Below are 23,834 nucleotides of genomic sequence, written 5' to 3' on the forward strand. Positions count from 1 at the left end.
CGTTCCCTCTTTTTCCTTGGCGGGGAATCTAGCCGGTCCACATCAAAACCGGAAGACGGCACGGACGCGCACCGCGTCCGCAGCGCGGAATTACTTCACCGCCGAACCCTGGCGCGAGGCGATGATGACGCCGGCGAGCACCAGCGCGTAGCCGATCAAATGAAACGGCTGCAGCCTTTCGCCGAGCAGCAGGATCGCCATCGCCGAGCCGAACACCGGCACCAGATGAAAGAACGGCGCGGCACGGTTCGGCCCGATCAGGGCAACGCCGCGGTTGAAGAAGAGATAGGCGAGCGTCGAGGGGAAAATCAGGATGTAGCCGAGCGTCGCCAGCGTCACGGTGTCGAAATGCAGCACGCGGCCGCTCCAGGTTTCCCAGACAGCCATCGGCAGCAGCATCGTGGCGCCGCAGCAGGTGGTGAAGGACAGAAACGACAGCTGGTGAACCCTGGGCCGGCGCGGAATGAAGGCGGAGTAGAGTCCGAACGCCACCAGCGAGGAGCCGAACATGATATCACCGCGATTGAACGAGATGCTCGCCAGCGCCGCCAGATCGCCGCGCAGGATGATGATCAGCACGCCGATCAGTGAGATCGCGATCCCGGCGAGCTGTCCGCCGGTCAGCCGCACGCCGAACAGCACCAGCGACCACAGCGCCACGAACAGGGGACCTGCCGACTGGATCAGCAGCGCGTTGAGCGCCTCCGTGTATTGCATCGCCCAGTAGGAGATCGCGTTGTTGAAGGCGAAGCCGACCAGCGACAGGAACAGCATCAGCGGCAGGCTCTTGCGCAGGGCCGGCCAGTCGCGCTTCAGATGCGGCCAGGAAAACGGCAGCAGGATCAGGAACACGCCGAACCAGCGGATCGTGGTCATCGTCAACGGCGGCACATGCGCGCCGACATGGCGCGCGAGCACGATGTTGCCGGCCCAGAACAGCGAGCTCAGGCTGAGCAGCAGATAAGGCTGGTTATTGAGCCAGCTGGCCGGATTCGAGGCAGCTGGCGCGGGCGAAGCGATCGTCATTGGCGTCGGATACCAGCTTGCGCCGGACTGCCGTCGTGACGCAAGTCACGCCGCCGCAACGCTACAATGCAGGCATGAGCTGAGAAGGTGCCCTTGGCGGTTAATATGTTGGACATCGCGTGCGCAATTTGCCGTCTCCGTTTCGCGGGATGGCTGAGGCGAGGGGGCTAATTCGTCTGCTTCCTCGACGCCACGAACACGCCGGACAGCACCAGCGCAAACCCGATGAAATGGAAGGCTTGCGGATGCTCGCCCAGGAAGGCCATCGCCATGATCGAGCCGAACACCGGCACGACGTGGAAGAACGGTGCGGCGCGGTTGGCGCCGATCAGCCTGACACCGCGGTTGAAGCAGAGATAGGCGAGCGTCGAGGGAAACACCGCGACATAGAACAGCGTGAGCAGGTTCGGCCCGTCGAGCTTCATGACCGGGCGCGCCGACAATTCCCAGATCTCGAGTGGGATGAGGCAGGCCGCGCCGGCGCCGAAGGTGAAGGCGAGGAACGACAGGCCATGGATCGGCGGCCGCTTCAGGGTCAGCACCGAATAGAGCGCGAAGATGATCAGCGCGACGATGAAGATCAGGTCGCCCTTGTTGAAGGCGATGTTCGACAGCGTCGTGATATCGCCGTGCAGCAGGATGATCAGCACGCCGCACATCGAGAGCAGCACGCCGAAGGCCTGCGCCGCGGTGAGGCGGATGCCGAGGATGACCAGCGACCACAGCGCCACGACCAAAGGCGCGGCCGACTGCAGCAGCAGGGTGTTGAGCGCCTGGGTATGCTCCAGCGCCCAATATTGCAGGGTGTTGAAGGCGCCGATGCCGGTGATCGACAGCACGATCATCAGGCCGAGTTTTTCGCGGATCGCGGGCCAGTCCTGGGCGAGATGCTTCCGGGCGAACGGCAGCACGAGCAGGAAGGCGAAGCTCCAGCGCAGGAAGGACAGCGTCACCGGCGGGATGTGGCCGGCGGCGAGCCGTCCGACGACCGCATTGCCGGCCCAGCACAGCGCGGTGATGCTGAGCAGCAGATAAGGCTGGTTGGCAATCCAGTGCGGGCCGGATGTTTCGCCGCTCGTGGTCTGGCCGGTGGCGGACATTGTGATTGTTGTGGCCCCGCGTGAAGTGCAGCAAGGCCGCCAGCCCGGCTGTGTCCGGGCCGGTCGAGGCCCGGCACCATTCAAAGACACGGAAATGCGCCCGATATCAATGGCGCGAGGCGCATCGCCATCATGCATCGCGCGATGCGGCGGAACCGTCAGCGCCTGCGCCCCGCACGGATCGCGAACGGCTTCAGGATTTCGGCGCAGGCGAGATAGACGACGACGAGCAGCGCGATGCCGGCCATCATGACCGGTGGCGGCGCGACGAAGCCGAACCAGGCTCCGAGTGGCGTGAACGGCAGCACCATCGCGACGAGCAGCGCGGCCAGCGATGAGGCCGCGAGCACGGGATCGGGCCGGTTGCGCCACGGCCGCCCGTTGGTGCGAATGACGAAGATGACCAGAATCTGCGTTGCCATGGATTCGACGAACCAGGCGGTGCGGAATTCGTCCGGCGACGCCTGGAACAAATACAGCAACGCGCCGAAAGTCAGGAAATCGAACACCGACGACAGCGGCCCCATGATCGCGGCAAAGCGCGCCAGCCGCGACATGCTCCACACCTGCGGCTGCGCCGTCGCCTGGGCCGAGACGCGGTCGAAGGGAATGCCGAGCTCGGAGAGATCGTAGAGCAGGTTGTTGAGCAGGATTTGCGTCGGCAGCATCGGCAGGAACGGCAGCGCGATCGAGGCCGCCGCCATCGACAGCATGTTGCCGAAGTTCGAGCTTGCACCCATGCGGACATATTTCAGGATGTTGGCGAAGGTGCGCCGGCCCTCCTCGACGCCGTCGGCAACGACTTCGAGATCCGAGGCCAGCAGGATCATGTCGGCCGCGGCCTGCGCTACGCCTGTGGCGCCGTCAACCGACAGCCCGACATCGGCGACTTTCAGCGCCGGCGCATCGTTGATGCCGTCGCCGAGAAAGCCAACCACCTCGCCGCCGGCCTGAAGCGCCTTCACGATCCGCGATTTCTGATCCGGCGCGAGCCGGCCGAACGCGTCGATCGAGCGCACCTGCACGGCGAGTGCCTCGTCGCTGAGCTCGGCAATTTCGGCCCCCGACAGGACGCGCTCGGGATTCAGCCCGACCAGGCCCGCGAGCCGCTTCACCACGACGGGATCGTCGCCGGACAGGATCTTCAGGCTCACGCCGCTCGCGGCGAGCCGGGCGATCGCGGCCGCGGCCGTCGGCTTCGGCGGATCGGCGAAGGCGCAGAAACCTTCGAGGACGAGGTCGGTTTCGTCGTCCGTCTCCACGTCGCGCAGGGCACCGGTCCATGTCCGCGAGGCAATGGCCACGGTACGCAGGCCGTCGGTCGCGAGCGCGTGCACGCGGCCCATCGCCGCTTCGCGCGCGGTCTCGTCCATCGCACACAATGCGAGCACCGCTTCCGGCGCGCCCTTGACGATCAACCGCGCGCCGTCCGGACCGGTCGCGAGCACCGATCCCAGCCGGCGTGAAAAATCGAACGCCTGGCGTCCGGCGAGCGTCCAGCCCCGGGCGGCGTCCGGCCGGCCGGCGACGAGTGCGGCATCGAGCGCGCCGCGGTCGCCGCCGAGCGATGCCGCGATGGCCCCGAGATGCGCGGCGCGGACGTCGTCCTTGCCCGCTGCATCGAGGCTTCTCGCAAGCGTGATCTCGGCCGAGGTCAGCGTGCCCGTCTTGTCCGTGCACAGGACGGTCATGGCACCGAGGTCGTGGATCGCGGCAAGCCGCTTCACGATCACCTTGCGCCCGGCCATGCGCAACGCGCCGCGCGACAGTGTCACCGTGGTGATCATCGGCAGCAGCTCCGGCGTCAGACCGACCGCGAGCGCGACGGCGAACAGCAGCGAGTCGAGCACGGGGCGGCCGAACACGACGCGGATGCTGAGCACCACCAGCACGAGCGCCAGCGTGGCGCGCGCGATCACGAGGCCGAATTCGCGCAAATCGCGCTCGAAGGGCGAGCGGGCCTGCGTTTCCGCAAGCGCGGAGGCCGCGGCCCCGAATACGGTGTCGCGGCCGGTCCTGACGACCAGCGCGATCGCCTCGCCCGTCTGCGCCACCGCGCCGCGGAACAGCGCGTTCGAGGTGTCGTCGGCACCGGTGGTGCCGCCGGCGCGCTTCGGTACCGGGTAGGGCTCGCCGGTGAGCGCGGCCTCGCCCGAGGTGAACGCCGTGCTTTCGAGCACCAGCGCATCGGCCGGGATGATGTCGCCGGAGCGGACGCGCATGAGATCGCCCGGCACCACCTGGTCGACGTCGATCTCGCGAAAGGCGCCGTCGCGCCGGACCTCGGCCTTCAAGGCCACCGAGCGGCGCAGAATCTCGGCGGCGCGAACCGCCTGTCCTTCCTGGACGGTGTCGAGCCCGATCGAGAGCGCGAGGATCAGGACGATGATGAGCCCGCCGATATCGTCTCCCGTCAGCATCGAGACGATGCCGGCCACCAGCAGGATCAGCGACAACGGCTCGAGCAGCCGGCGCAGGATCGCGCGCATCGCGCCCTCGATACGCGGTGGTGCGTCGCTGTTCGGCCCGAAACGGCCGAGCCGTTCGGCGGCTTCCGCCGCGGTCAGGCCCGTGAGCCCGCAGCCAAGGCGGCTGCAGAGTTCGTGAGGAGACAGGTGCCAGAACTGGATGTCAGGACGGTTTGGATTTTCCAGCAAACGCAGCTCCCAGGTCAGGGCGTCTCGTAGCGGCAGATGCCTCCAAATTCGACGTAACCTCTTGACCTAGAACAATCTCGATTCCCGACGGCAGGGGACAGTTTCGACACCAAATCGGCCGATGCCGTGTTCGAGCTGACGCGGCAGGTCAATCGCGCCGGCGGAACGAGCTTCCTGCTCGTGACCCATAATATGGACCTGGCGCGGCGCTGCGACCGCATCATCGAAGTGATCGACGGCCGCATCCGCGCCTAACGTCGTAGAGCCGGCCCGGCAAGGCGGATTTTTAGGGGATATCAAAGGCTTGGATCGTGCATTGAGCCCGAAAAAAGCCCCGTTCTTGCTTGCCTAGAGAGGCCGCTTCCTTTATCCGGTGGGGCTGCCTCGCGTGCGAACGGCCTTGGGCCGGGAATTGGGCTGGGCGCATCTAAAATTCTCGAAGGATTACCCGCGAATGGCCAATGTTGTCGTCGTCGGCGCCCAGTGGGGCGACGAAGGAAAGGGCAAGATCGTCGACTGGTTGTCGGAGCAGGCGGACATCGTCGTCCGCTTCCAGGGCGGTCATAACGCCGGCCACACGCTGGTGATCAACGGCAAGACCTACAAGCTCGCGCTGCTGCCCTCGGGCGTGCTGCGCGACCAGAAGCTGTCGGTGATCGGCAACGGCGTGGTGTTCGATCCCGCCGCTTTCCTCGACGAGGTCACCAAGCTCAGGGCGCAGGGCGTCGCGGTTTCGCCGGACAATCTGCGCGTCGCCGAGAACGTCACCCTGATCCTGCCGCTGCACCGCGAGCTCGATGCGCTGCGCGAATCCTCCAATGCGGCGACCGCGATCGGCACCACGCGCCGCGGCATCGGACCCGCCTATGAGGACAAGGTCGGCCGCCGCGCGATCCGTCTGATGGACCTCGCCGACCTCGACACGCTTCCGCACAAGATCGACCGGCTCCTCGCCCACCACAACGCCCTGCGTCGCGGTCTCAACCTGCCGGAGTTCGACGGCAAGGAGATCCTGAAGGAACTGAGCGCGCTGGCGCCGCAGCTGCTGCCCTATGCCGAGACGGTGTGGCGGTTGCTCGACATCAAGCGGCGCGAAGGCAAGCGCATGCTGTTCGAGGGCGCGCAGGGCGCGCTGCTCGACGTCGATCACGGCACCTATCCCTATGTCACCTCGTCCAACACGGTGGCGGCGCAGGCCGCGACCGGCGCCGGCCTCGGACCGGGCGCGGTCGGCTATGTGCTCGGCCTGTGCAAGGCTTACACGACCCGCGTCGGCCAGGGTCCGTTCCCGACGGAGCAGGACAACGAGATCGGCCGCAAGATCGGCGAGCGCGGCCGCGAGTTCGGCACCAACACCGGTCGCCCCCGCCGCTGCGGCTGGTTCGACGCCGTGCTGGTTCGCCAGGCGGTCCGGACCTGCGGCATCAACGGGCTGGCGCTGACCAAGCTCGACATTCTCGACGGCTTCGACACGATCGAGGTTTGCACCGGCTACAAGCTCGACGGCAAGGAGATCGACCATTTCCCGGCCGGCGAGGGCGCCCAGGCCAGGGTCGAGGCGATTTACGAGACCATCGAAGGCTGGAAGGAGCCGACCGCCAACGCGCGGTCCTGGGCCGACCTGCCGGCCCAGGCCATCAAATATGTCCGCCGGATCGAGGAATTGGTGGGGTGCCCGGTGGCGCTGCTTTCCACCAGCCCCGAACGCGAGGATACTATCCTGGTGCAAAATCCGTTTGAGGCTTAACGATCTCTTACCAGGACGCGGGTATAGTTGAGTAGAAATGGCTGATTACTATCCGCTGATCGCCCGCGCTATTGCCGCCCTGGACCCCAACGCTCCCGGCGAAAGCCGGCGCGCGCTCTATGAGCGGGCGCGCACGGCCCTGATCGCACAGCTCCGCAGCGTGCAGCCGCCGCTCTCCGAATCCGAGATCACCCGCGAACGGCTGTCGCTGGAAGAGGCCGTCCGCAAGGTCGAATCGGAGGCCGCCCAGCGTGCCCGCGAGGCCTCGCGCCCCGGTGGCGGCGCCAAGACTGGCGGCGGCAGCGGCGATGCGTTCCGCCGGGCCAGCGCCCGTGCGGCCGAAGCCAACGCGCCGGCATCTCCTCAAGCGGCCGCTCCGCCGCGGGCTCGTCCCGCCGCGCCGCCGCCGCGCAACGATCGCCCGCCCGGCAGCGACGACCAGGGCGATGCCGCCCGTCCGCCGCGCGCCCCGCGTTTCGATGCGCCGCGCCCACCGGAGCCGCCGGCCGGGCGCGATCGCTCGCCTCCGCGTCGCCCGCCGGATGGCGGACCGCCGCCGCCATTGCCGCCGGCACCGGGCGTGCGCGGCTTTCGCGACATCACCGCCGACGTCAACGATCTCGGCGGCGCTGCCGCGCAGGCCAATCGCGCCGCGCGCCGCACCTACGCCAACGTGCCTTCGCCCTCGCCGGAATTCGACCGGCTCGAGCCGAGCCTGGAAAACCGCACCGCCGAAGGCGATGCGCCCTATTCCTATGACGAGTCGGTCGAGGAGGCCGAGCGCTACACGCCACAGCCGCCGTCGCCGCGCCCTCGCATCGCGCCCAATCGCGACGACAAGAAGCGCACGCGTACCGGCTCGATCTTTCCGTTCAAGAGCGCGATCGCCATCGGCATCGTGCTGATCCTGGTCGGCGCCGGCCTGCTCTGGGGCAAACAGCTGGTCCAGACCGCGACCAATCTGTTCAAGCCCTCGCCCACCCAGGTGGTGGAGGCGCCGAAGGATACGTCGCAGCCGCAGAGCAAGCCCAAGATTCCGGATCGCGTCGGCCAGCCCTCGGCGAGCGACCAGCCGGCCGCGCCGGTGGCGCAGAAGGTCGTGCTCTATGACGAGGATCCGTCCGATCCGAAGGGCAAGCAATATGTCGGCTCGGTGGTGTGGCGGCTCGAGCCGATCAAGGCGTCGGGCAATCAGAAGGCCGACGTCGCCGTGCGCGCCGACATCGAGATCCCCGACCGCAAGTTCAAGATGACGATGTCGTTCCGCCGCAATACCGACTCGTCGCTGCCGGCGAGTCACACGGCCGAGCTGACCTTCGTCCTGCCGCCGGATTTTCCGGGCGGCAGCGTCTCCAACGTGCCGGGCATTTTGATGAAGTCGAACGAGCAGGCGCGCGGCACGCCGCTCGCAGGCCTCGCCGTCAAGGTCACCGACGGCTTCTTCCTGGTCGGCCTCTCCAACGTCGACGCCGACCGCAGCCGCAACGTCCAGCTCCTGAAGGAGCGCTCGTGGTTCGACGTGCCGCTGGTCTACGCCAACCAGCGCCGCGCCATCATCGCCATCGAGAAGGGTGCTCCTGGCGAGCGCGCCTTCAACGACGCCTTCGCGCAGTGGGGCGACTGAGCTTGCTCACCTCTCCCCAGCGGGGAGAGGTCGGATTGCGCCTGGCGATGCGATGCATCGTCCAGTGCAATCCGGGTGAGGGGCCGCAACGTTGAGTGAGAGTGTAACCTCTCACCCGGATCGCATCTTCGATGCGCTCCGACCTCTCCCTACGGGAGAGGTGAAACGCGCCACCAACCGCCAGCTGTCAACTTGAAACTTGCCGGACTACTGCGCGGCCGCTTCCCGCTTGCGCGATGAAGCTGCGGCGGCCGCTTCGCGATCCATCACGGCGCGGCAGCCGGGGCTGACCTGCGCCTTTTTATGGACCATGCAGGCCCTGATGCGCGGGATGTCGGGAATTTCACTGGAGCACAGCCGCATCGCATCGCCCGTGCACATCTGCTGCGCTTCGGACGAAAAGGCGAGGCCCGGCGATGTCTGGAGGGTGATAGCGGTGGTGGCGAAGGCCACCAGCGAAGCGGTGGTCTTTAGCAGCGAAGCGAGCGTCTGGTAGCGTGTCATGAAGGATGCGTCCCCGAGTTCCGTGGTTTGAACCACTTGGTTTTGGGGCGCCGCACGCGGCTTGATCTGCCGCATGTCACAGCCTTCACGCCGGGAGCCTAGTCCCGCATGTGGTCGCTCGATTTCGTGATGTTCGAATCGAAAAGTGCTGCGCCGCCCGATTCGAGTATGCGCGATTGTCGCGAAGCTTCAATGGGAGATGCGAAGGAATTCGCAGCTGTTGCGCGACCGTCACGCAAAAAAGCCGGAGCGCGTTTACATCCCGTGGCTCGCGAACACCTTGCTGCATGACTTCGACAGCTTGGCGCGATTGGCCTGCAGGCAGCCCTGCACCGCACCGTCATTGCCGAGATCCTTGCGGCATAGCCGCGAGGCGTCACGCGAGCAGGCGTTCTGTTCCTGCGGCGTGCCCATATGGCCTTGCGCGAAGGCGGGTGTGTTGGACAGGCCGCCGAGGGCCGAGAGCGTGATTGTCGCCAGCAAGAACAGTTTACGAGACATCGGCGGCTCCAAGTCTGACGGATGATTTTCAGGTCCTGTCTGAACTCGTCGCCTTGCCACTTGTTCCCCCAAGGCGCGTAACCGCTATCCAAGGTTCCCGGCGCGCTGCTATAAATGCCCTTGGGTATGAGGAGTTCTCGATGAAACGCTATCTGGTATTTGCGCTCGTTGGCCCATTCGTGGGCGGCTTCCTGCTGCTGCTGACGACGACCTACCAGTCCGGCTACTGGGCGCAGACCGGCCTCAGCGAGGTCGGCAAGCTATTCGTGGTGTTCTTCAAGACCCTGCAATACAGCTATCTGTTCGGCTTCCTGCCGTCGCTGATGATCGGCGCGGTCGACGACATCCTGATCCACGTCCGGCGTGTCCGGCCCATGCTGCGGATGCTGCTGGTTGGTCTGTTCGCCTTCATCCTCGCCGCGTTCACCTACGGTTCGCGCGGGTCGGATTCGGGCGCGGTGCAGTTCATCCTGTACGGCCTGGTCGGCTTCGTGCCGGCGGTGCTTTCATCCTGGTTCGTGCATCACTATGTCGAGGAGCCGCGGCCGGTGGCGGCGGCGGGCTGAGCGCGCGACCTTCGGACGCGGCGCAGCAACCTCTGTTGCGCTGGTGCGTTCCCTGATGGCATGACCATGACCGACGACGACATTCTCGCGCCACGCAAGTCCCGCTCGGGGACCCATTCGCGCGCCGATTTTTCGGGCCGCGAGGCCCGCGGGCCGATCATCGACCAGGACGGCCACGAGATCCGCCCCGAAACCCTGGAACAGGGGTTTCAGGAGTTTCGCTTCGCGTTCGGGCAAGGCAACGGCAGCCCGTTCGGCAATCTGACGCGCGAGCAGCGGATTGCGCGGCTCGAGGCGATTGCAAAGCTGCTCGACGTCGCCTTCATCCTGCCGGGCACCAATATCCGCTACGGCATCGACGGGCTGATCGGCCTGATTCCCGTTATCGGAGACATCATCACCACCGCGATCTCGCTGTGGCTGGTGCGCGAGGCCCGCGCGCTCGGCGCGCCCTGGTACATCACCGCGCGGATGCTGGGCAATGTCGCCGTCGACGGCGTCGTTGGCATGGTGCCGTTCGCGGGCGATGCCTTCGACGTCATGTTCCGCGCCAACATGCGCAACGTGCGCCTCTTGCGCCGCTGGCTCGACAAGCAGCCGCGGATTTGAGAGCGAGCGTCAAATCTCGGTGCACCTCTCCCGCTTGCGGGAGAGGTCGACGCGCCTCGGGCGATGCGGAGCATCGTCCCGCGCGCGGCGGGTGAGGGCTTTCACCTCTGGGGGGCCTCGATTGCGGAGACACCCTCAACGCCTCTCCCGCAAGCGGGAGAGGGAGAACTTAAAACGCAAAAAGCGCGACAGCCTTTCGGCCATCGCGCTGTCTGCGCACATTGGAGCTTTTAAGAAGACTTACGCCGCGTCGGCGTCGGTCTCGGCGACCGGTTCCGGCTTGCGGTGGCGCGGCAGCGGGAAGGCCTCGCTCTCATAGAGCGAGCGGATGCCGTTCTGGTCGAAACGGGCTTCCTCGACCTGGAGATATGCGCCATTCAGCGAATCCGTCGGCAACTGCTCCATCGCGAACTGCACGGCCTCGGCCGCGGTGCCGAACCGGCGATAGGTGAAGCCCGCGCGCTTCTTCTTGCGGATGGCGGCGGGGAAGAGCTCGGCAGAGGTGTTGAAGTTGAACGGACGCAGTGGACGCATGGTCAAAGACCTCGTGATCTTGTCTGGGGCTTTAAGCGCGTGGGGTTTGGGAGGGCGGAGGCCGCAATCAAGCGGGCCCGCCACATGTCATTTTCGTCCTCTAATATAGGCCGTTTTGACAGAAATGCGACCCCTGCGATGGGAGATGATGAATCCGCGCATGGCAGCCCCGCAAACGAAATAAACAAAGTAATTTCAAATAGTTATTTGGTTTATAGTTTACCGAGAAGCAGCAGGACGACCAGCACCACGAGAACGACGCCGCCGATCCCCATGCCGGAATGGCCCATGCCGTAGCCATAGCCGCCGATCCGGCCGGACCAGCCGCCCAAGAGATAGATGAGCACCAGGATGATCAGGATGGTCCCGAGTGACATGATGTCCTCCCTGGCGGCCGCCGGACAAACCTCAACAGCTGCACCGCTGGAAGAGAAAAGCATATCGCGCCGGCGGGTTCCATGGCGGAACCCGTCGGCGCGCGATCTTATTTCGGCTCGAGCTTCAGCGCCGCCGAGTTGATGCAGTAGCGCAGGCCGGTCGGCCCCGGTCCGTCGGGGAAGACATGGCCGAGATGGCCGCTGCATTTGGAGCAGAGCACCTCGGTTCGGATCATGCCGTGCGTCGCGTCCCGCTCCTCATCGATATGGTTCTCGACGGCGGGCGCGGTGAAGCTCGGCCAGCCGCAGCCGGAATCGAACTTGGCGTCAGACTCGAACAGCACGTTGCCGCAGCCGGCGCAGACATAGGTGCCGGCACGGTGGTCGTGCTCGTACTCGCCGGTGAAGGGACGCTCGGTCGCCTTCTCGCGCAGCACCGCATACTGCATCGGCGACAATTCGCGCCGCCACTGCTCTTCGCTCTTGATGACCTTGTCGTCGGTGGTTTTCGTCTCTGTGGTTTTCGTCTTGGCGTCGGGCATGGGTCTCCCGTTTCTTTGGATGATCTTGCGATCAGTTGGTGGCCTTGCTGGCGCTCACCAGCGTCGGCTTCTCGATGTAGTTATCCGCGAACAGCTTTTTCAGGTTCTCGACCTTCGGGATGTCGTTATAGGCGATGTAGGGCTGGGTCGGGTGCAGCGTCAGATAGTCCTGGTGATAGGCCTCGGCCGGGTAGAACGCCTCCAGCGCACTGACCTTGGTCACGATCGGCCTGCCGAACACCTTGGTGCCGTCGAGCTGGGCGATATAGGCCTCCGCGACCTTCTTCTGCTCGTCGGAGGTGGTGAAGATCGCCGAGCGATATTGCGTGCCGCTGTCCGGTCCCTGGCGGTTGAGCTGGGTCGGGTCGTGCGCCACCGAGAAGTAGATCTGCAGGATCTTGCCGTAGGAGATCTTCTTCGGGTCGAACTTGATCTCGACCGACTCGGCGTGGCCGGTCCGGCCGGTCGAGACGGTCTGGTAGTCGGCGGTGGCCTTGGTGCCGCCGGCATAGCCGGAAACGGCGTTGACGACACCGGCCGTGTGCTGGAACACACCCTGCACACCCCAGAAGCATCCGCCCGCGACCACCGCGGTCTGGATGCCGTTCGCGGGGCTTGCGTCCATTGCGGGGGCGGGGATCACGACGGCGTCTTCCGCAGCGCGGGTCGGTGCGGCAAAGGCCAGCGTCAAGGCGGTGGTGGCGGCGAGCAGGGACAGGACGGAGCGGCGCATGGCGGATCCTCTTTCGGAAGGCCTGACAGTCTAGGGCGGTTGAGGGCGGGCGAACAGCCTGCCCGGCATTTTCAGACATCGGAGATACGGACGGGCCGGGCGATTGTTACGGGGCGAGAGACACGAGTCCGTGAAAAAGGCCGCGTCCGACGGCCCGGCTTGGCGCGATGGGGAACTCCGGCTAGATGAACCGGCGCCATCGCTGATCGACTTAAAAATGTGGTGGCTGGAGCTGATCGGACAACATGCTGCGCGTCGTCTCCCTGACATTCGTCGTACTTCTCTCCGGCGTCGCGATCGCTGTGGCCGAGCCGCAGGCGGGCGACGACCTCGCCACCTGCCGTGATCGCCAGAGCGACGGCCAGGCGCGGGCGACGGCCTGCAACAATCTGCTCAACGCCAACCGCGTGACCGGCAAGGACAAGTCGCTCGCGCTCGTCGTGCGCGGCAACGCGCTGATCGCCAAGCGCGACTATGACGGTGCGATCGAGGCATTGAATTCTGCCGTCGAGGCCGATCCGGACAACGTCGGCGCCCTCAACGTGCGTGGTGTCGCCCGTGAGCACAAGGGCGAGGACGATCTCGCGATGGCCGACTACAATCTTGCCATCCAGAAGCGGGCGAATTTCGGCTTCGCCTACAACAATCGCGGGACCATTCAGCTGCGCCGGGGCGCGCTACAAAGTGCGCTCGACGATTTCAACCTGTCGATCAAGTACACGCCCAAATTCCTGCTCGGCTGGACCAATCGCGCCCGCGTGCGCACGCTGATGAAGGATTACGACGGCGCGATCGCCGATTTCGCGGAGGCCGAGAAGATCGATCCGACCGCGCAGCAGATCGCCGGCAATCGTTGCACCACCTACGGCCTGATGGGCAAATACGACCAGGCCTTTGCCGATTGCAACGGTCTGATCGAGCGGCAGCCGAGGAATGTCTACGCGATCAACAATCGCGCCGAGGTCTATGTCATGAAGGGCGATTTCGACGCCGCGCTGAAGGATTATAACGCGGCGCTCCAGCTCAATCCGAACAGTGTCCGCGCGCTTTCCGGCCGCGGCCAGATCTACGAGCGCAAGCACGACGTCGCCCAGGCCCGCGCCGACTATCGCTCCGCGGCCTATTCGCTGACGAAATTCGACGAGCTCGACGTCGCTCGCGCCCGCGCCATCGCGCAGGAGCGGCTCGCTGCGCTGACGCCGCAAACGCCGGGGGGCGCGCCCACCGGTCGGCGCGTTGCGCTGGTGATCGGCAACGGCGCCTACAAGAACGTCCACGCCCTGCCCAATCCGCCGCGCGATTCGAAGATGATCGCGAGCGTGCTGAAGGATGTCGGCTTCCAGACCGTGATCTCCGTCAGTGACCTGACCCGCGACAAGTTCTTCGAGGCGCTGAAGACCTTCGCTGACGAGGCGGAGAAAGCCGATTGGGCGGTGGTCTACTACGCCGGCCACGGCTTCGAGATCGGCGGGGTGAACTACCTCGTTCCCATCGACGCCAAGCTCGCCGTCGACCGGGACGCCGAGACCCAGGCGGTTGCACTCGAGCAGGTGATCGCAGCGGTGGGCGCGGCAAGAAAAGTGCGTCTGGTGATTCTGGATGCCTGCCGCGACAATCCGTTCGCGCCGACCATGCAGCACACGCTGTCGCTGAAGCTGGTCGACAAGGGCTTCTCCAACATCGAGCCCGGTGCCGGCTTCATGGTGGTCTACGCCGCCAAGCACGGCGAGACCGCGATCGACGGCGACAACGGCGCCGACAGCCCGTTCTCCACCGCGCTCGCCCGCGAGATCAAGGTGCCGAAGATCGAGCTTCGAAAGCTGTTCGATATCGTCCGCGACGACGTCTGGTCCGCCACCAAGCACGAGCAGCAGCCGTTCACGTATGGCTCGCCGCCGGGCCGCGAGGATTTTTATTTTGTGGCGGGGAAATGACGGATTGGGTTGCGGATCAACTCAATCCGTCATTCCGGGGCGATGCGAAGCCCCGAACCCGAAATCTCGAGATTCCAGGTTCGGCTCTTCGGGCCGCCCCGGAATGACGGAGAAAATAACGAGCCATACAGGTGGACAAAAGGTGGGCACGGCGCTTCGCGCCTTTGCCCACCCTCGGGCAGCGTCATACCACAATACTCAACCTTTTCGCCGCGCGCGTGATGCCGGTGTACAGCCACCGCGCCCGGCTGTCCTGAAACGCAAAGCTCTCGTCAAACAGCACGACGTCGTCCCATTGCGAGCCCTGCGATTTGTGCACGGTCAGGACGTAGCCGTAGTCGAACTCGTCATAGGGCTTGCGCTGCTCCCATGCGATCTGCTCGACACCGCCCTCGAAGCAATCGGCGCGCACCGAGACTTTCGTGACCTTGTGACCGAAATCCTCGTCCGGCGAGAGCCGCATCGAGAGGATGCGCGATTTCGAGCGCGAGGTGTTGCGTGACTTCACGCGCCACAGGCCGCCGTTGAACAGGCCCTTCTTGCGGTTGTTGCGCAGGCACACCAGCTTGTCGCCGGCGACCGGAAAGACGTCCTCGATGTTCTGGCGCTGGCGTACCCGCATGTTGTAGGCGCGGCGGGTGTTGTTGCGGCCGACCAGCACCTGGTCGGCGCCCATGACGCGATCGGGGTCGAGCTCCTTGCGCGAGACCACCTCGCTCTCGCCGTAGCGGCCGATGTCGAGCTCGCGGCCCTCGCGCACGTCCATGGACATCCGCACGATCGGATCATCCTGGGCCTGGCGGTGCACCTCGGTCAGCATCGCGTCCGGTTCGGTGTTGGTGAAGAAGCCGCCGCCCTGGATCGGCGGCAGCTGTGCAGGATCTCCCAGCACCAAGAGCGGGCAGTCGAACGACATCAGGTCGCGCCCCAATTCGGCGTCGACCATCGAGCATTCGTCGATCACGATCAGTTTTGCTTTTGACGCCGGCGCGTCGTCCCACAATTCGAAGCTTGGCTGCTCCTCGCCGGATTCGCGGGCGCGGTAAATCAGCGAATGGATGGTGGAGGCCTCGTCGCAACCCTTGTTGCGCATGACGAGAGCCGCCTTGCCGGTGAAGGCGGCGAACTTCACCTCGCCGTCGACGCCTTCGGCGATGTGCCGCGCCAGCGTCGTCTTGCCGGTGCCGGCAAAGCCGAACAGGCGGAAAATCGGCGGCGTGCCATTGCGGCCGGGCTTGGCCTTCAGCCAATCGCCAACGGCCTTGAGGGCGGCATCCTGATGCGGGGTGAAAGTGGCCATATCTGTCTTGAGGAGGGGCGAAACGAGGCGATTCGCCGTCCCCCAAAACTAACCATTCGCCCCGCTGGTTCAAGCGGGGCGAATCCCGTCGCTTCCGGTCCTATTGCCAGCCGGGAACGCCGCGCATGTCGGGCAGATGGTGGGCGATGCCCTTGTGGCAGTCGATACAGGTCTTTTCGCCGGTGAACAGGAAGCGCTGGTGCGCCACCGAGGCCCGCGGCGATTGCTTGGTGATGTCCATGGAGTCGGCGCTGTGGCAGTTGCGGCATTCCAGGGAATCGTTGGCCTTGAAGCGCGCCCATTCATGCGCGGCGAGCTCGAGGCGATGATCCTGGAATTTCTCGCGGGTGTCGATCGTGCCAAAAATCTTGCCCCAGACCTCCTTTGAAGCCTGCATCTTGCGCGCGATCTTGTCGGTCCAGTTGTGGGGGACGTGGCAGTCCGGACAGGTCGCGCGCACGCCGGAGCGGTTGCTGAAGTGGATGGTCGACTTCAGCTCGGCGTAGACGTTGTCCTTCATTTCGTGGCAGCCGGTGCAGAACTTCTCGGTGTTGGTCAGTTCCAGTGCGGTGTTGAAGCCGCCCCAGAAGATCACGCCGGCCATGAAGCCGGCGAGCACCAGCACTCCGAGGCCGAACACCGAGCTTGGCCGGATCAGCACCTGCCAGAGCTCGCGCAGAAAGTCCCAGCTTCGCGCGATGAAGCCGCGCTTGGCCTTCAGCTCGTCAGCGGTCGTGGTCATCTGCGGCCACCCGGGCTTGCGCGCGACAGCAGCGTATCGATGTCGGTGAAGTCGTTGCTGACAGGCGGCGTCGCGGTGTTCTGCGGCACGTGGCATTCCGTGCAGAAGAAGCGCCGCGGCGACATCGAGGCGAGGAACTGACCGTCACGGTCCATGAAATGCGTGATCGAAAGCATCGGCGCCTGCGATTCCGCCGTGCGCGCGCGCGCGTGGCAGGACAAGCATTTGTTGCCGTTGAGGTCGATCTGGTAGCCGTCGATGTTGTGCGGGATCACCGGCGGCTGCTCCGGATAGTTGCGCGTCTCCTTCTCGGAGGTGTTGCGGTTCGGCAGCATCGGCGGCGCCGGACCTTCCTCGTTGAGAGGGGCCGGGCCGCGGAGGCCCGAACTGACGGTTTGCGCGGTCAGTGAACTCGCGCCGGCCGCGATTGCGCAGGCAAGCAGGGCGATTCCAAATCGTTTCATCATGATACGTTCACCCGCTCGATGCGCACGGCGCATTTCTTGAAGTCGGTCTGCAAGGAGATCGGATCGGTGGCGTCGAGCGTCACCTTGTTGATCAGCTTGGATTCGTCGAACCACGGCACGAACACGAGGCCCCGCGGCGGCCGGTCGCGGCCGCGCGTCTCGACGCGGGCGCGGATGAAGCCGCGGCGCGAGACGACCTTGACTTCATCCCCGCGCCGGAGCTTGGCTTCCTGCGCGTCGTCGGGATGCATGAAGCATACGGCCTCCGGGAACGCCTTGTAGAGCTCGGGCACGCGGCGCGTCATGGTGCCGGAATGCCAGTGCTCCAGCACGCGGCCGGTCGAGAGCCAGAACGGGTATTCATTGTCGGGCGATTCCGCCGGCGGCTCGTAAGGCAGGGCGAAGATGCGCGCCTTGCCGTCGGGGTAGCCGTAGAACTGCACGTCGGTGCCCTGCTTGACGTAGGGGTCGCTGCCCTCGCGGAAGCGCCATTTGGTTTCCTGGCCGTTGACGACGGGCCAGCGCAGGCCGCGCTCGCGGTGATAGGTCTCGAACGGCGCGAGGTCATGGCCATGGCCGCGGCCGAACGAGGCGTATTCCTCGAACAGGCCCTTATGGACGTAGAAACCAAACGCCTTGGACTCGTCGTTGAGGTAGCCCGCCTCGATGTCGGAGACCGGGAATTTGTCGACCTGGCCGTTCTTGTAGAGCACGTCGAACAGCGTCTTGCCGCGCACCTCCGGCTTCTTGGCAATCAGCTCCTCCGGCCAGACTTCCTCGATCTTGAAGCGCTTGGAGAATTCCATGACCTGCCAGAGATCGGATTTGGATTCGCCGGGGGCGGCGACGAGCTGATGCCAGAACTGCGTGCGGCGTTCGGCATTGCCGTAGGCGCCTTCCTTCTCCACCCACATCGCGGTCGGCAGGATCAGATCGGCGGCGAGCGCCGTGACCGACGGATAGGCGTCCGAGACCACAATGAAATTGTCGGGGTTGCGGAAGCCCGGATAAGTCTCCTCGTTGGCGTTGGGGCCGGCCTGGATGTTGTTGTTGACCTGCACCCAATAGGCGTTGATCAGGCCGTCTTTCAGCATCCGGCTTTGCAGCACGGCGTGCGCGCCGGGCTTGTCGGGAATGGTGCCTTCGGGCAACTGCCAGATGTGCTCGGCCTTGGCGCGGTGCTCCTTGTTGGTCACCACCATGTCGGCGGGCAGGCGGTGCGAGAAGGTGCCGACCTCGCGCGCGGTACCGCAGGCCGAGGGTTGTCCGGTCAGCGAGAACGGGCTGTTGCCGGGCGAGGAGATCTTTCCGGTCAGAAGGTGGATGTTGTAGACGAGATTGTTGCACCAGACGCCGCGGGTGTGCTGGTTGAAGCCCATGGTCCAGAACGAGACCACCTTGGTTTTGGGATCGGCATAGAGCTCGGCGAGCGCCTCGAGCCGGTTCAGCGGCACGCCGGACATCTGCGCCGCCTTCTCCAGCGTGTAGTCCGAGACGAACTTGACGTACTCGTCATAGGTCATGTCGGTGGAGTCGTTGGCCTTCGCCGCACCGGTCGCCTTCTTCTGCAGCGGATGCTCGGGCCGCAGGCCGTAACCGATGTCGGTCTGGCCGCGCCGGAACGTGGTGTGCGCGGCGACGAAATCCTTGTTGACCCTGTTGGTCTTGATGATGTGGTTGGCGATGGCGTTGAGGATGTAGAGATCGGTCTGCGGCTTGAACACCATGCCGATGTCGGCGAGATCGAACGAGCGGTGCTCGAAGGTGGAGAGCACGGCGACGCGGACATGCGGAGCGGAAAGCCGGCGGTCGGCGAGGCGCGTCCACAGGATGGGATGCATCTCCGCCATGTTGGAGCCCCACAGCACGAAGGCGTCGGTGGCCTCGATGTCGTCATAGCAGCCGGGCGGCTCGTCGATGCCGAAGGTGCGCATCATGCCGGCAACGGCCGAGGCCATGCAGTGGCGGGCATTGGGATCGATGTTGTTGGTGCGGAAGCCGGCCTTGAACAGCTTCGAGGCGGCATAGCCTTCCCAGATCGTCCACTGGCCGGAGCCGAACATGGCGACGCCGTTCGGCCCGCGCTTCTTCATCGCCTCCTTCCACTTCACCTCCATGATGTCGAAGGCTTCATTCCAGGACACCGGCGTGAAGTCGCCGTTCTTGTCGTACTTTCCGCCCGTCTTGCGCAGCATCGGCTGCGTCAGGCGATCATGGCCGTACATGATCTTGGAGAGGAAATAGCCCTTGACGCAGTTCAGGCCGCGATTGACCTCGGCCTTGATGTCGCCGTGGGTGGCGACGACGCGGTTGTCCTTGGTCGCGACCATCACGGAGCAGCCGGTGCCGCAGAAGCGGCAGGCGGCCTTGTCCCATTTCAGTTCGTTGTTGTCGCGTTCGGTGACGAGATTGGCGGCGAGCGCCGGTGCCGGGAGCCCAGCGGCAGCCGCTGCGATCGCGGCGGCCTCCAGCTTCAGCATCTGGCGGCGGTCGAGCTTTGGCGATGTCATGATGGCTCTTCCTGACTCAGGCGGTTTCGATGGCGTGGAAGACCAGCGCTGCGGAATAGACGTCTCCCAGCGACTGGATGGTGTTGAGCATGGTGCCGAGGCTGCCGGCATCCGGCGCTTCGGTCACGACGACGAGTTTCCCGCGCGCATCGCGGGCATGAATCTCGCAGCCGGGAAGCGCGGCGATCTCGGCTTCCAGCTCGACGAGGCGCTCGGGGCGCGCCTGCACGACGATGCTGGCGATCTCGCAGCCGGGCGGAGCGATGACGCGCTCGGCGCTGAGCACCCGGCCGGTGATCAATGCACGGCGGTTGAGTGTGGGGTGGGCCATGATGCCTGTCTTTCGCTGTGAGGAGATCAATGCGGGGAAGCGGGTGGGCCGGGAGGCCCTGCGAACATCTGGTAGATCCAGACGCCGAGCCCGTAAGAGCCGACCGTTCCGACGGCGAGGACGGGCATCACGACCGCGGTCAGGAACAGGAAAGCAAAAATCTCCATGCGCTTACGGCGCACGCGCGACATCGTGTCGTCAGGGGCCGACATATTCGGACTCTCTGAAAAAGTATGGGGAATCGGGACGGCATCCGGGCCGTTGCCTTGTCGTACTTTTGATACGTTCGAGCCGCTAACGCGTTGATCTGGATCAACCTGTCGAGTTCGCCGCAGGCTGTAGCGCGCGCCGGAATCGGGCTGTCATGGCCACGTGCGGGCGAAGCATCCATCTGCCGGGAGGCGGAATTGCGACTGCGTAGACAGCGTCGCCTCACGCATTAAGATGACGCTAACAACAATAATGCGGGAGAGCGAAGTCATGAAGTTCGGCATCTTCTACGAGCTGCAACTGCCGCGGCCCTGGGTGGCCGGCGACGAGCTCACCCTCTACCAGAACGCACTCTCGCAGATGGAACTTGCCGACAAGCTCGGCTACGATCATGCCTGGGTCGTCGAGCATCACTTCCTCGAGGAATATTCGCACTCGCCTTCGCCGGAGTCCTTCCTCGCCGCCGCCAGCCAGCGCACCAAGAACATCCGCCTCGGCCACGGCATCCTCCAGCTCACCACCAACCATCCGGCTCGCGTTGCCGAGCGCGTCGCGGTGCTCGATCTCTTGTCCAACGGCCGCTGCGAATTCGGCATGGGCGAGAGCGCGTCGATCACCGAGCTCACCCCGTTCGGCCGCGACATGGAGACCAAGAAGGAAGTGTTCGAGGAGGCCGTCGCGGCAATCTTCCCGATGTTCAGGGATGCCGGCAGCGAGCATCACGGCAAGTATTTCGACATCCCCTTGCGCAACGTCGTGCCGAAGCCGGTGCAGAAGCCGCATCCGCCGCTATGGATGGCCTGCTCGCAGCTGCCGACCATCGAGCGCGCCGGCCGCCATGGGTTTGGCGCGCTCGGCTTCCAGTTCGTCAGCGCCGACGCCGCGCATGCCTGGGTGCATGCTTATTACAACGCGATGACCAAGCGGCTGCACAAGCTCGCCGATTACGAGATCAACCCGAACATGGCGCTGGTGTCGTTCTTCATGTGCGCCAGGACCGACGAGGAGGCGCGGGCCCGCGCCGACGGTGCCACCTTCTTCCAGTTCGCGCTGCGCTTCTACGGCGCCTCGCAGAACCGCCAGCGGCCTGCGCCCTACACCGTCAATATGTGGGACGAATACAACAAGTGGAAACGCGACAATCCGGAGGCGCAGGAGGCCGCGCTGCGCGGCGGCTTGATCGGCTCGCCCGAGACGATCCGCAAGAAGCTGAAGCGATTCCAGTCGTCGCACATCGACCAGGTGATCCTGTTGAATCAAGCGGGCAAGAACAGCCATGAGCACATCTGCGAATCGCTCGAGCTGTTCGGCCGCGAGGTGATGCCGGCGTTTCAGAACGATCCGGCGCAGGCCGCCTGGAAGCAGGGTGTGATGAGCGGTGAGATCATGCTGGAAGAGATCGACACCGAGGCCTTTACGGATCGCTACGGCAAGCTCGCCATCAATGTCGCGCCGGCGAAAGCGGCGGCGGGGTAGAGCATCACGCGGTTTTGCATGTAGACGCACACGGCTTCAACATCGTCGTCCTGGCGAAAGCCAGGACCCATACCGCGGAATCTATCGGTGGTGCGAGCTAGCCGTGCCGAACGAAGAATCTTCGCCAAACTGCTCCCTGGGGTCATCGCGACGAGCGCAGGGCGCTCGCGCTGGGGTCCTGGCGTTCGCCAGGACGACCCAGTGGGGATGCAGGGCTGCGACGGCGCCTTCCGGCCCGCGGCCCGTGCTGATATCCTCTCGCAAACGATGTCTTGCGGAGGCAACCAATGCGGTCCCACGGGATGGCCCCAAACCCAGCGACCGGCGACGTCACGCCCGCGGTGCTTGCCATCGGCCGGGCGGACTTCCCAAACATCCTCATCGACACGCTGCGCCGGCAGGCTGGCGTCGGCCATTGCATGGTGTTCGCGCTGACGCGCGCCGGCGCGGCGCGCTGCCTGCTCGATGCCGGCAACATCCCGACCGGCAGCGATCTCGGCGCCGCCTATGCCGGCCAGTTCCACGAATTCGATCCCAACCGGGATATGCTGTTCGAGGCTGAGGCCGGCGCGCCGATCATGCTGCCATCGTTCTCGCCGCGCATGTATGGCGCGCGCTACCGAAAAATCTTCTTCAACGACTCCGACATCGTCGACAAATGCGCCACCGCGATCTGGACCGGCGACACCTGCTTCTATGTCAATTTCTACCGCATCACGTCCCAGGGCCGCTTCGGCGATGCCGAGCGTGCCCGGCTTCAAACAATTGCGCCGGCGATTGGCGCCTGCGTCGCACGTCATTTCCAAGAGGCCGCGGCTGCTGCGCCCGACCAGAACCTCGCTGCGCTGTTTGCGACGCGCACACCCCTCTCCGCGCTGACGCCGCGCGAGCAGGAGGTCTGCCGCCGGTCCGCGTGCCCTGAACTGAGGGGGCGGGGGATTGACGCCGGGCGACCTGCGGCCCTGCCGGATGCCGAGAGCAGCCTTTTGACCCAAAGCGGGAGCCACCGATGATCGGCGATGCAGAAAATCGGCTCCCGTTCACCACATCTAAACCTTAAGATTTTACAAAGGGGAGTTCACCACAGGCCGCAGGAACATGCGAACAGCCTTCGTACAGAAGCCATCCATGGACTTCGGGCAATGAAGGTTTTGCAGACCAGCTGCATCGTGGCTGTTATCGCAGCCGTGGGACTTTATCTGGCCAACGGAAACATACCGGCCGCGACGGTGCCGGATGTCATGCCGGAAGCGGCGGCGAACGTGGCAGCTCCCTCGAACATGGCGGCTCCTGCGAACATGGTGGCGCCCGCGCTTTACGCTGAGGCATCCGCCAGACTTGCGGCAGCGCTGCGGGCAGGAAGAGCAGAGCTTGGCTCGGTGACGTCAGCAGGTTCCGGGCCGTTGAGCACGGGAGCCGAAATCGCTGATGATCCCGCCGCGCCGAAATTGGCTTCGTTGGGACAGGATGTCGTCCAGCCGCTGCCGGCAGCACGCGATGCGTCCGACGATGCCCCCAAAGCGGCGCTGACGCAGGATTTCCGTTATCTGATCTACTACATCTGGTCCGAACTGCCGCCCGCCGAGAAACCGGCGGAGATCGTCTTGCGTTCGTTCAAGGACATCCCGGTTGGAACGCCGGCCGAAGAGATCAAGCGCGCTTCCGACGCGTTTGGTCTCGATTTCAATTTCATGATGGCGGTTGCCAAGATCGAATCCGGATTCAACCCCAATCAACGCACCGGGTCGTATATCGGCCTGTTTCAGCTGAGCAAGTATGAGTTCGGCAAGTTCGGCTCCGGGCAGATTCTCAGTCCGCGCGACAACGCCGTTGCGGCCGCCTACAAGGTCATTACCGAAGGCGTCCTGTTCGAGTGGATCACGCACCGGAAGCCGGACATGAGCGATCTTTACCTGATCCATCAGCAGGGCTGGGAAGGCGCCGCTGAGCACATCAGCCGGCCTGCTCGCACGGCCTGGAAATCCATGTGCGCCACCGGCGAAGGCAAGGAGAAGGGCGAGAGGTGGTGCAAACGCGCGATCTGGGGCAATGCACTCCCGGCGTTCAAGCGTACCTGGAAATCGGTGGACAACGTGACTTCAGAGGCGTTCGTCGGCATGTGGCGCGGCCGGGTCGCCGAATTCTACACGAAATACGTGGCGACCGCCGCTGCGGCGGCAAATCAGTAGTTTCGTTGTCGGCAGAGTCGTCGCATTTTCCGGCAAAACGCGCGGCGACCTGCAAGTCGCGAAGTCGTTAGAGGAACGGTGCGGCTCGACGGCCGCAGGTCCTCCACCGCGGCACGATCAAGCATTGGAGAGGAGCCGAATTTTGGTGGCTTGCT

The 23,834-nt window shown here is 64.9% G+C and carries 23 protein-coding genes and 1 pseudogene; 9 read left to right on the top strand and 15 right to left on the bottom strand.

Annotation, left to right across the window (positions count from 1 at the left end; translation table 11 throughout):
* Nucleotides 1-90 precede the first annotated feature (90 nt).
* From ACWAT4_RS06670 to mgtA, 3 genes are all read right to left on the bottom strand, one after another.
* Nucleotides 91-1,026: a DMT family transporter gene (locus tag ACWAT4_RS06670; protein ID WP_449730087.1), complete on the bottom strand. Its 936-nt coding sequence runs from the start codon at nucleotides 1,024-1,026 to the stop codon at nucleotides 91-93.
* Nucleotides 1,027-1,193: 167 nt separating this feature from the next.
* Nucleotides 1,194-2,126: a DMT family transporter gene (locus tag ACWAT4_RS06675; protein WP_212298171.1), complete on the bottom strand. Its 933-nt coding sequence runs from the start codon at nucleotides 2,124-2,126 to the stop codon at nucleotides 1,194-1,196.
* A gap of 158 nt (nucleotides 2,127-2,284) precedes the next feature.
* On the bottom strand, nucleotides 2,285-4,783 hold the full coding sequence (mgtA, locus tag ACWAT4_RS06680; protein WP_449730088.1) for a magnesium-translocating P-type ATPase: 2,499 nt from the start codon (nucleotides 4,781-4,783) through the stop codon (nucleotides 2,285-2,287).
* 102 nt (nucleotides 4,784-4,885) lie between these two features.
* Here mgtA and ACWAT4_RS06685 point away from each other — a divergent pair.
* The 3 genes and pseudogenes from ACWAT4_RS06685 to ACWAT4_RS06695 all read left to right on the top strand — a co-directional run.
* Nucleotides 4,886-5,038: pseudogene (locus tag ACWAT4_RS06685) on the top strand (ABC transporter ATP-binding protein); the annotation flags it as partial.
* A 199-nt stretch (nucleotides 5,039-5,237) separates the two neighbouring features.
* Complete coding sequence (locus ACWAT4_RS06690; RefSeq protein WP_212298169.1) at nucleotides 5,238-6,530, top strand: adenylosuccinate synthase; 1,293 nt, start codon at nucleotides 5,238-5,240, stop codon at nucleotides 6,528-6,530.
* A 37-nt stretch (nucleotides 6,531-6,567) separates the two neighbouring features.
* A complete protein-coding gene (locus ACWAT4_RS06695) occupies nucleotides 6,568-8,154 on the top strand; it encodes a hypothetical protein (RefSeq protein ID WP_212425977.1) in 1,587 nt (528 codons plus the stop codon).
* A 207-nt stretch (nucleotides 8,155-8,361) separates the two neighbouring features.
* Here ACWAT4_RS06695 and ACWAT4_RS06700 read toward each other — a convergent pair whose 3' ends face one another.
* The gene (locus ACWAT4_RS06700; protein WP_449730089.1) at nucleotides 8,362-8,733 is read right to left on the bottom strand and encodes a hypothetical protein; all 372 of its coding nucleotides are present in this window, start codon (nucleotides 8,731-8,733) and stop codon (nucleotides 8,362-8,364) included.
* A 180-nt stretch (nucleotides 8,734-8,913) separates the two neighbouring features.
* On the bottom strand, nucleotides 8,914-9,159 hold the full coding sequence (locus ACWAT4_RS06705; RefSeq protein ID WP_212298167.1) for a hypothetical protein: 246 nt from the start codon (nucleotides 9,157-9,159) through the stop codon (nucleotides 8,914-8,916).
* Nucleotides 9,160-9,299: 140 nt separating this feature from the next.
* Between ACWAT4_RS06705 and ACWAT4_RS06710 the strand changes: the two genes are divergently transcribed.
* A complete protein-coding gene (locus ACWAT4_RS06710) occupies nucleotides 9,300-9,725 on the top strand; it encodes a DUF5413 family protein (protein ID WP_212298166.1) in 426 nt (141 codons plus the stop codon).
* A 60-nt stretch (nucleotides 9,726-9,785) separates the two neighbouring features.
* Nucleotides 9,786-10,334: a DUF4112 domain-containing protein gene (locus tag ACWAT4_RS06715; protein WP_212298165.1), complete on the top strand. Its 549-nt coding sequence runs from the start codon at nucleotides 9,786-9,788 to the stop codon at nucleotides 10,332-10,334.
* A gap of 240 nt (nucleotides 10,335-10,574) precedes the next feature.
* Here the strand turns inward: ACWAT4_RS06715 and ACWAT4_RS06720 are convergent, their stop codons facing one another.
* The 4 genes from ACWAT4_RS06720 to msrA form a co-directional block, all read right to left on the bottom strand.
* Nucleotides 10,575-10,868 (bottom strand): hypothetical protein, encoded by a 294-nt coding sequence (locus tag ACWAT4_RS06720; RefSeq protein WP_027532521.1) that lies wholly within the window; start codon nucleotides 10,866-10,868, stop codon nucleotides 10,575-10,577.
* Nucleotides 10,869-11,080: 212 nt separating this feature from the next.
* On the bottom strand, nucleotides 11,081-11,245 hold the full coding sequence (locus tag ACWAT4_RS06725) for a DUF3309 family protein (RefSeq protein ID WP_212298164.1): 165 nt from the start codon (nucleotides 11,243-11,245) through the stop codon (nucleotides 11,081-11,083).
* Between the two features lie 107 nt (nucleotides 11,246-11,352).
* Nucleotides 11,353-11,787, bottom strand: coding sequence for a peptide-methionine (R)-S-oxide reductase MsrB (msrB, locus tag ACWAT4_RS06730; protein WP_449730090.1), 435 nt, complete (start codon nucleotides 11,785-11,787; stop codon nucleotides 11,353-11,355).
* A 31-nt stretch (nucleotides 11,788-11,818) separates the two neighbouring features.
* Nucleotides 11,819-12,520 carry a peptide-methionine (S)-S-oxide reductase MsrA gene (gene msrA / locus ACWAT4_RS06735; RefSeq protein ID WP_212425980.1) on the bottom strand — a complete coding sequence of 234 codons (702 nt, stop codon included), beginning with the start codon at nucleotides 12,518-12,520 and terminating at the stop codon, nucleotides 11,819-11,821.
* Between the two features lie 245 nt (nucleotides 12,521-12,765).
* On the opposite strand from msrA, the gene ACWAT4_RS06740 reads away from it, so the two are divergent.
* Nucleotides 12,766-14,454: a caspase family protein gene (locus tag ACWAT4_RS06740; protein WP_212425981.1), complete on the top strand. Its 1,689-nt coding sequence runs from the start codon at nucleotides 12,766-12,768 to the stop codon at nucleotides 14,452-14,454.
* Nucleotides 14,455-14,638: 184 nt separating this feature from the next.
* On the opposite strand, the gene ACWAT4_RS06745 is transcribed toward ACWAT4_RS06740, so the two are convergent.
* The 6 genes from ACWAT4_RS06745 to napE all read right to left on the bottom strand — a co-directional run bounded on the left by ACWAT4_RS06745 (nucleotide 14,639) and on the right by napE (nucleotide 20,016).
* Entirely contained in the window at nucleotides 14,639-15,754 is a 1,116-nt protein-coding gene (locus tag ACWAT4_RS06745; protein ID WP_028160993.1) for an ATP-dependent DNA helicase, read from the bottom strand.
* Nucleotides 15,755-15,854: 100 nt separating this feature from the next.
* Nucleotides 15,855-16,496: a NapC/NirT family cytochrome c gene (locus tag ACWAT4_RS06750; RefSeq protein ID WP_212298159.1), complete on the bottom strand. Its 642-nt coding sequence runs from the start codon at nucleotides 16,494-16,496 to the stop codon at nucleotides 15,855-15,857.
* Nucleotides 16,493-16,963, bottom strand: a complete 471-nt coding sequence (locus ACWAT4_RS06755) for a nitrate reductase cytochrome c-type subunit (protein ID WP_212298158.1) — start codon at nucleotides 16,961-16,963, stop codon at nucleotides 16,493-16,495. The genes ACWAT4_RS06750 and ACWAT4_RS06755 overlap by 4 nt, the downstream gene beginning before the upstream one ends.
* Nucleotides 16,960-19,473 (bottom strand): nitrate reductase catalytic subunit NapA, encoded by a 2,514-nt coding sequence (gene napA, locus ACWAT4_RS06760; protein ID WP_212425982.1) that lies wholly within the window; start codon nucleotides 19,471-19,473, stop codon nucleotides 16,960-16,962. Before napA ends, ACWAT4_RS06755 begins: the two co-directional genes overlap by 4 nt.
* Before the next feature lie 16 nt (nucleotides 19,474-19,489).
* Complete coding sequence (locus ACWAT4_RS06765; protein ID WP_212298156.1) at nucleotides 19,490-19,804, bottom strand: chaperone NapD; 315 nt, start codon at nucleotides 19,802-19,804, stop codon at nucleotides 19,490-19,492.
* Between the two features lie 26 nt (nucleotides 19,805-19,830).
* Nucleotides 19,831-20,016 (bottom strand): periplasmic nitrate reductase, NapE protein, encoded by a 186-nt coding sequence (napE, locus tag ACWAT4_RS06770; RefSeq protein WP_212298155.1) that lies wholly within the window; start codon nucleotides 20,014-20,016, stop codon nucleotides 19,831-19,833.
* 268 nt (nucleotides 20,017-20,284) lie between these two features.
* Here napE and ACWAT4_RS06775 point away from each other — a divergent pair, with 268 nt between their 5' ends.
* The 3 genes from ACWAT4_RS06775 to ACWAT4_RS06785 all read left to right on the top strand — a co-directional run bounded on the left by ACWAT4_RS06775 (nucleotide 20,285) and on the right by ACWAT4_RS06785 (nucleotide 23,679).
* Entirely contained in the window at nucleotides 20,285-21,490 is a 1,206-nt protein-coding gene (locus ACWAT4_RS06775; RefSeq protein WP_449730091.1) for an LLM class flavin-dependent oxidoreductase, read from the top strand.
* Nucleotides 21,491-21,777: 287 nt separating this feature from the next.
* Nucleotides 21,778-22,503, top strand: coding sequence for a LuxR family transcriptional regulator (locus tag ACWAT4_RS06780; RefSeq protein ID WP_449730092.1), 726 nt, complete (start codon nucleotides 21,778-21,780; stop codon nucleotides 22,501-22,503).
* A gap of 6 nt (nucleotides 22,504-22,509) precedes the next feature.
* Nucleotides 22,510-23,679 (top strand): transglycosylase, encoded by a 1,170-nt coding sequence (locus ACWAT4_RS06785; RefSeq protein ID WP_449730093.1) that lies wholly within the window; start codon nucleotides 22,510-22,512, stop codon nucleotides 23,677-23,679.
* Nucleotides 23,680-23,834 lie beyond the last annotated feature (155 nt).

Source organism: Bradyrhizobium sp. T-1 (assembly GCF_053592855.1).

What these genes read in the sequence shown, in the direction of transcription:
- ACWAT4_RS06670 (WP_449730087.1), bottom strand. Translation starts at nt 1,026, where the DNA reads ATGACGATCGCTTCGCCCGCGCCAGCTGCCTCGAATCCGGCCAGCTGG.
- ACWAT4_RS06675 (WP_212298171.1), bottom strand. Translation starts at nt 2,126, where the DNA reads ATGTCCGCCACCGGCCAGACCACGAGCGGCGAAACATCCGGCCCGCAC.
- ACWAT4_RS06690 (WP_212298169.1), top strand. Translation starts at nt 5,238, where the DNA reads ATGGCCAATGTTGTCGTCGTCGGCGCCCAGTGGGGCGACGAAGGAAAG.
- ACWAT4_RS06695 (WP_212425977.1), top strand. Translation starts at nt 6,568, where the DNA reads ATGGCTGATTACTATCCGCTGATCGCCCGCGCTATTGCCGCCCTGGAC.
- ACWAT4_RS06700 (WP_449730089.1), bottom strand. Translation starts at nt 8,733, where the DNA reads ATGCGGCAGATCAAGCCGCGTGCGGCGCCCCAAAACCAAGTGGTTCAA.
- ACWAT4_RS06705 (WP_212298167.1), bottom strand. Translation starts at nt 9,159, where the DNA reads ATGTCTCGTAAACTGTTCTTGCTGGCGACAATCACGCTCTCGGCCCTC.
- ACWAT4_RS06710 (WP_212298166.1), top strand. Translation starts at nt 9,300, where the DNA reads ATGAAACGCTATCTGGTATTTGCGCTCGTTGGCCCATTCGTGGGCGGC.
- ACWAT4_RS06715 (WP_212298165.1), top strand. Translation starts at nt 9,786, where the DNA reads ATGACCATGACCGACGACGACATTCTCGCGCCACGCAAGTCCCGCTCG.
- ACWAT4_RS06720 (WP_027532521.1), bottom strand. Translation starts at nt 10,868, where the DNA reads ATGCGTCCACTGCGTCCGTTCAACTTCAACACCTCTGCCGAGCTCTTC.
- ACWAT4_RS06725 (WP_212298164.1), bottom strand. Translation starts at nt 11,245, where the DNA reads ATGTCACTCGGGACCATCCTGATCATCCTGGTGCTCATCTATCTCTTG.
- msrB (WP_449730090.1), bottom strand. Translation starts at nt 11,787, where the DNA reads ATGCCCGACGCCAAGACGAAAACCACAGAGACGAAAACCACCGACGAC.
- msrA (WP_212425980.1), bottom strand. Translation starts at nt 12,520, where the DNA reads ATGCGCCGCTCCGTCCTGTCCCTGCTCGCCGCCACCACCGCCTTGACG.
- ACWAT4_RS06740 (WP_212425981.1), top strand. Translation starts at nt 12,766, where the DNA reads ATGCTGCGCGTCGTCTCCCTGACATTCGTCGTACTTCTCTCCGGCGTC.
- ACWAT4_RS06745 (WP_028160993.1), bottom strand. Translation starts at nt 15,754, where the DNA reads ATGGCCACTTTCACCCCGCATCAGGATGCCGCCCTCAAGGCCGTTGGC.
- ACWAT4_RS06750 (WP_212298159.1), bottom strand. Translation starts at nt 16,496, where the DNA reads ATGACCACGACCGCTGACGAGCTGAAGGCCAAGCGCGGCTTCATCGCG.
- ACWAT4_RS06755 (WP_212298158.1), bottom strand. Translation starts at nt 16,963, where the DNA reads ATGATGAAACGATTTGGAATCGCCCTGCTTGCCTGCGCAATCGCGGCC.
- napA (WP_212425982.1), bottom strand. Translation starts at nt 19,473, where the DNA reads ATGACATCGCCAAAGCTCGACCGCCGCCAGATGCTGAAGCTGGAGGCC.
- ACWAT4_RS06765 (WP_212298156.1), bottom strand. Translation starts at nt 19,804, where the DNA reads ATGGCCCACCCCACACTCAACCGCCGTGCATTGATCACCGGCCGGGTG.
- napE (WP_212298155.1), bottom strand. Translation starts at nt 20,016, where the DNA reads ATGTCGGCCCCTGACGACACGATGTCGCGCGTGCGCCGTAAGCGCATG.
- ACWAT4_RS06775 (WP_449730091.1), top strand. Translation starts at nt 20,285, where the DNA reads ATGAAGTTCGGCATCTTCTACGAGCTGCAACTGCCGCGGCCCTGGGTG.
- ACWAT4_RS06780 (WP_449730092.1), top strand. Translation starts at nt 21,778, where the DNA reads ATGCGGTCCCACGGGATGGCCCCAAACCCAGCGACCGGCGACGTCACG.
- ACWAT4_RS06785 (WP_449730093.1), top strand. Translation starts at nt 22,510, where the DNA reads ATGCAGAAAATCGGCTCCCGTTCACCACATCTAAACCTTAAGATTTTA.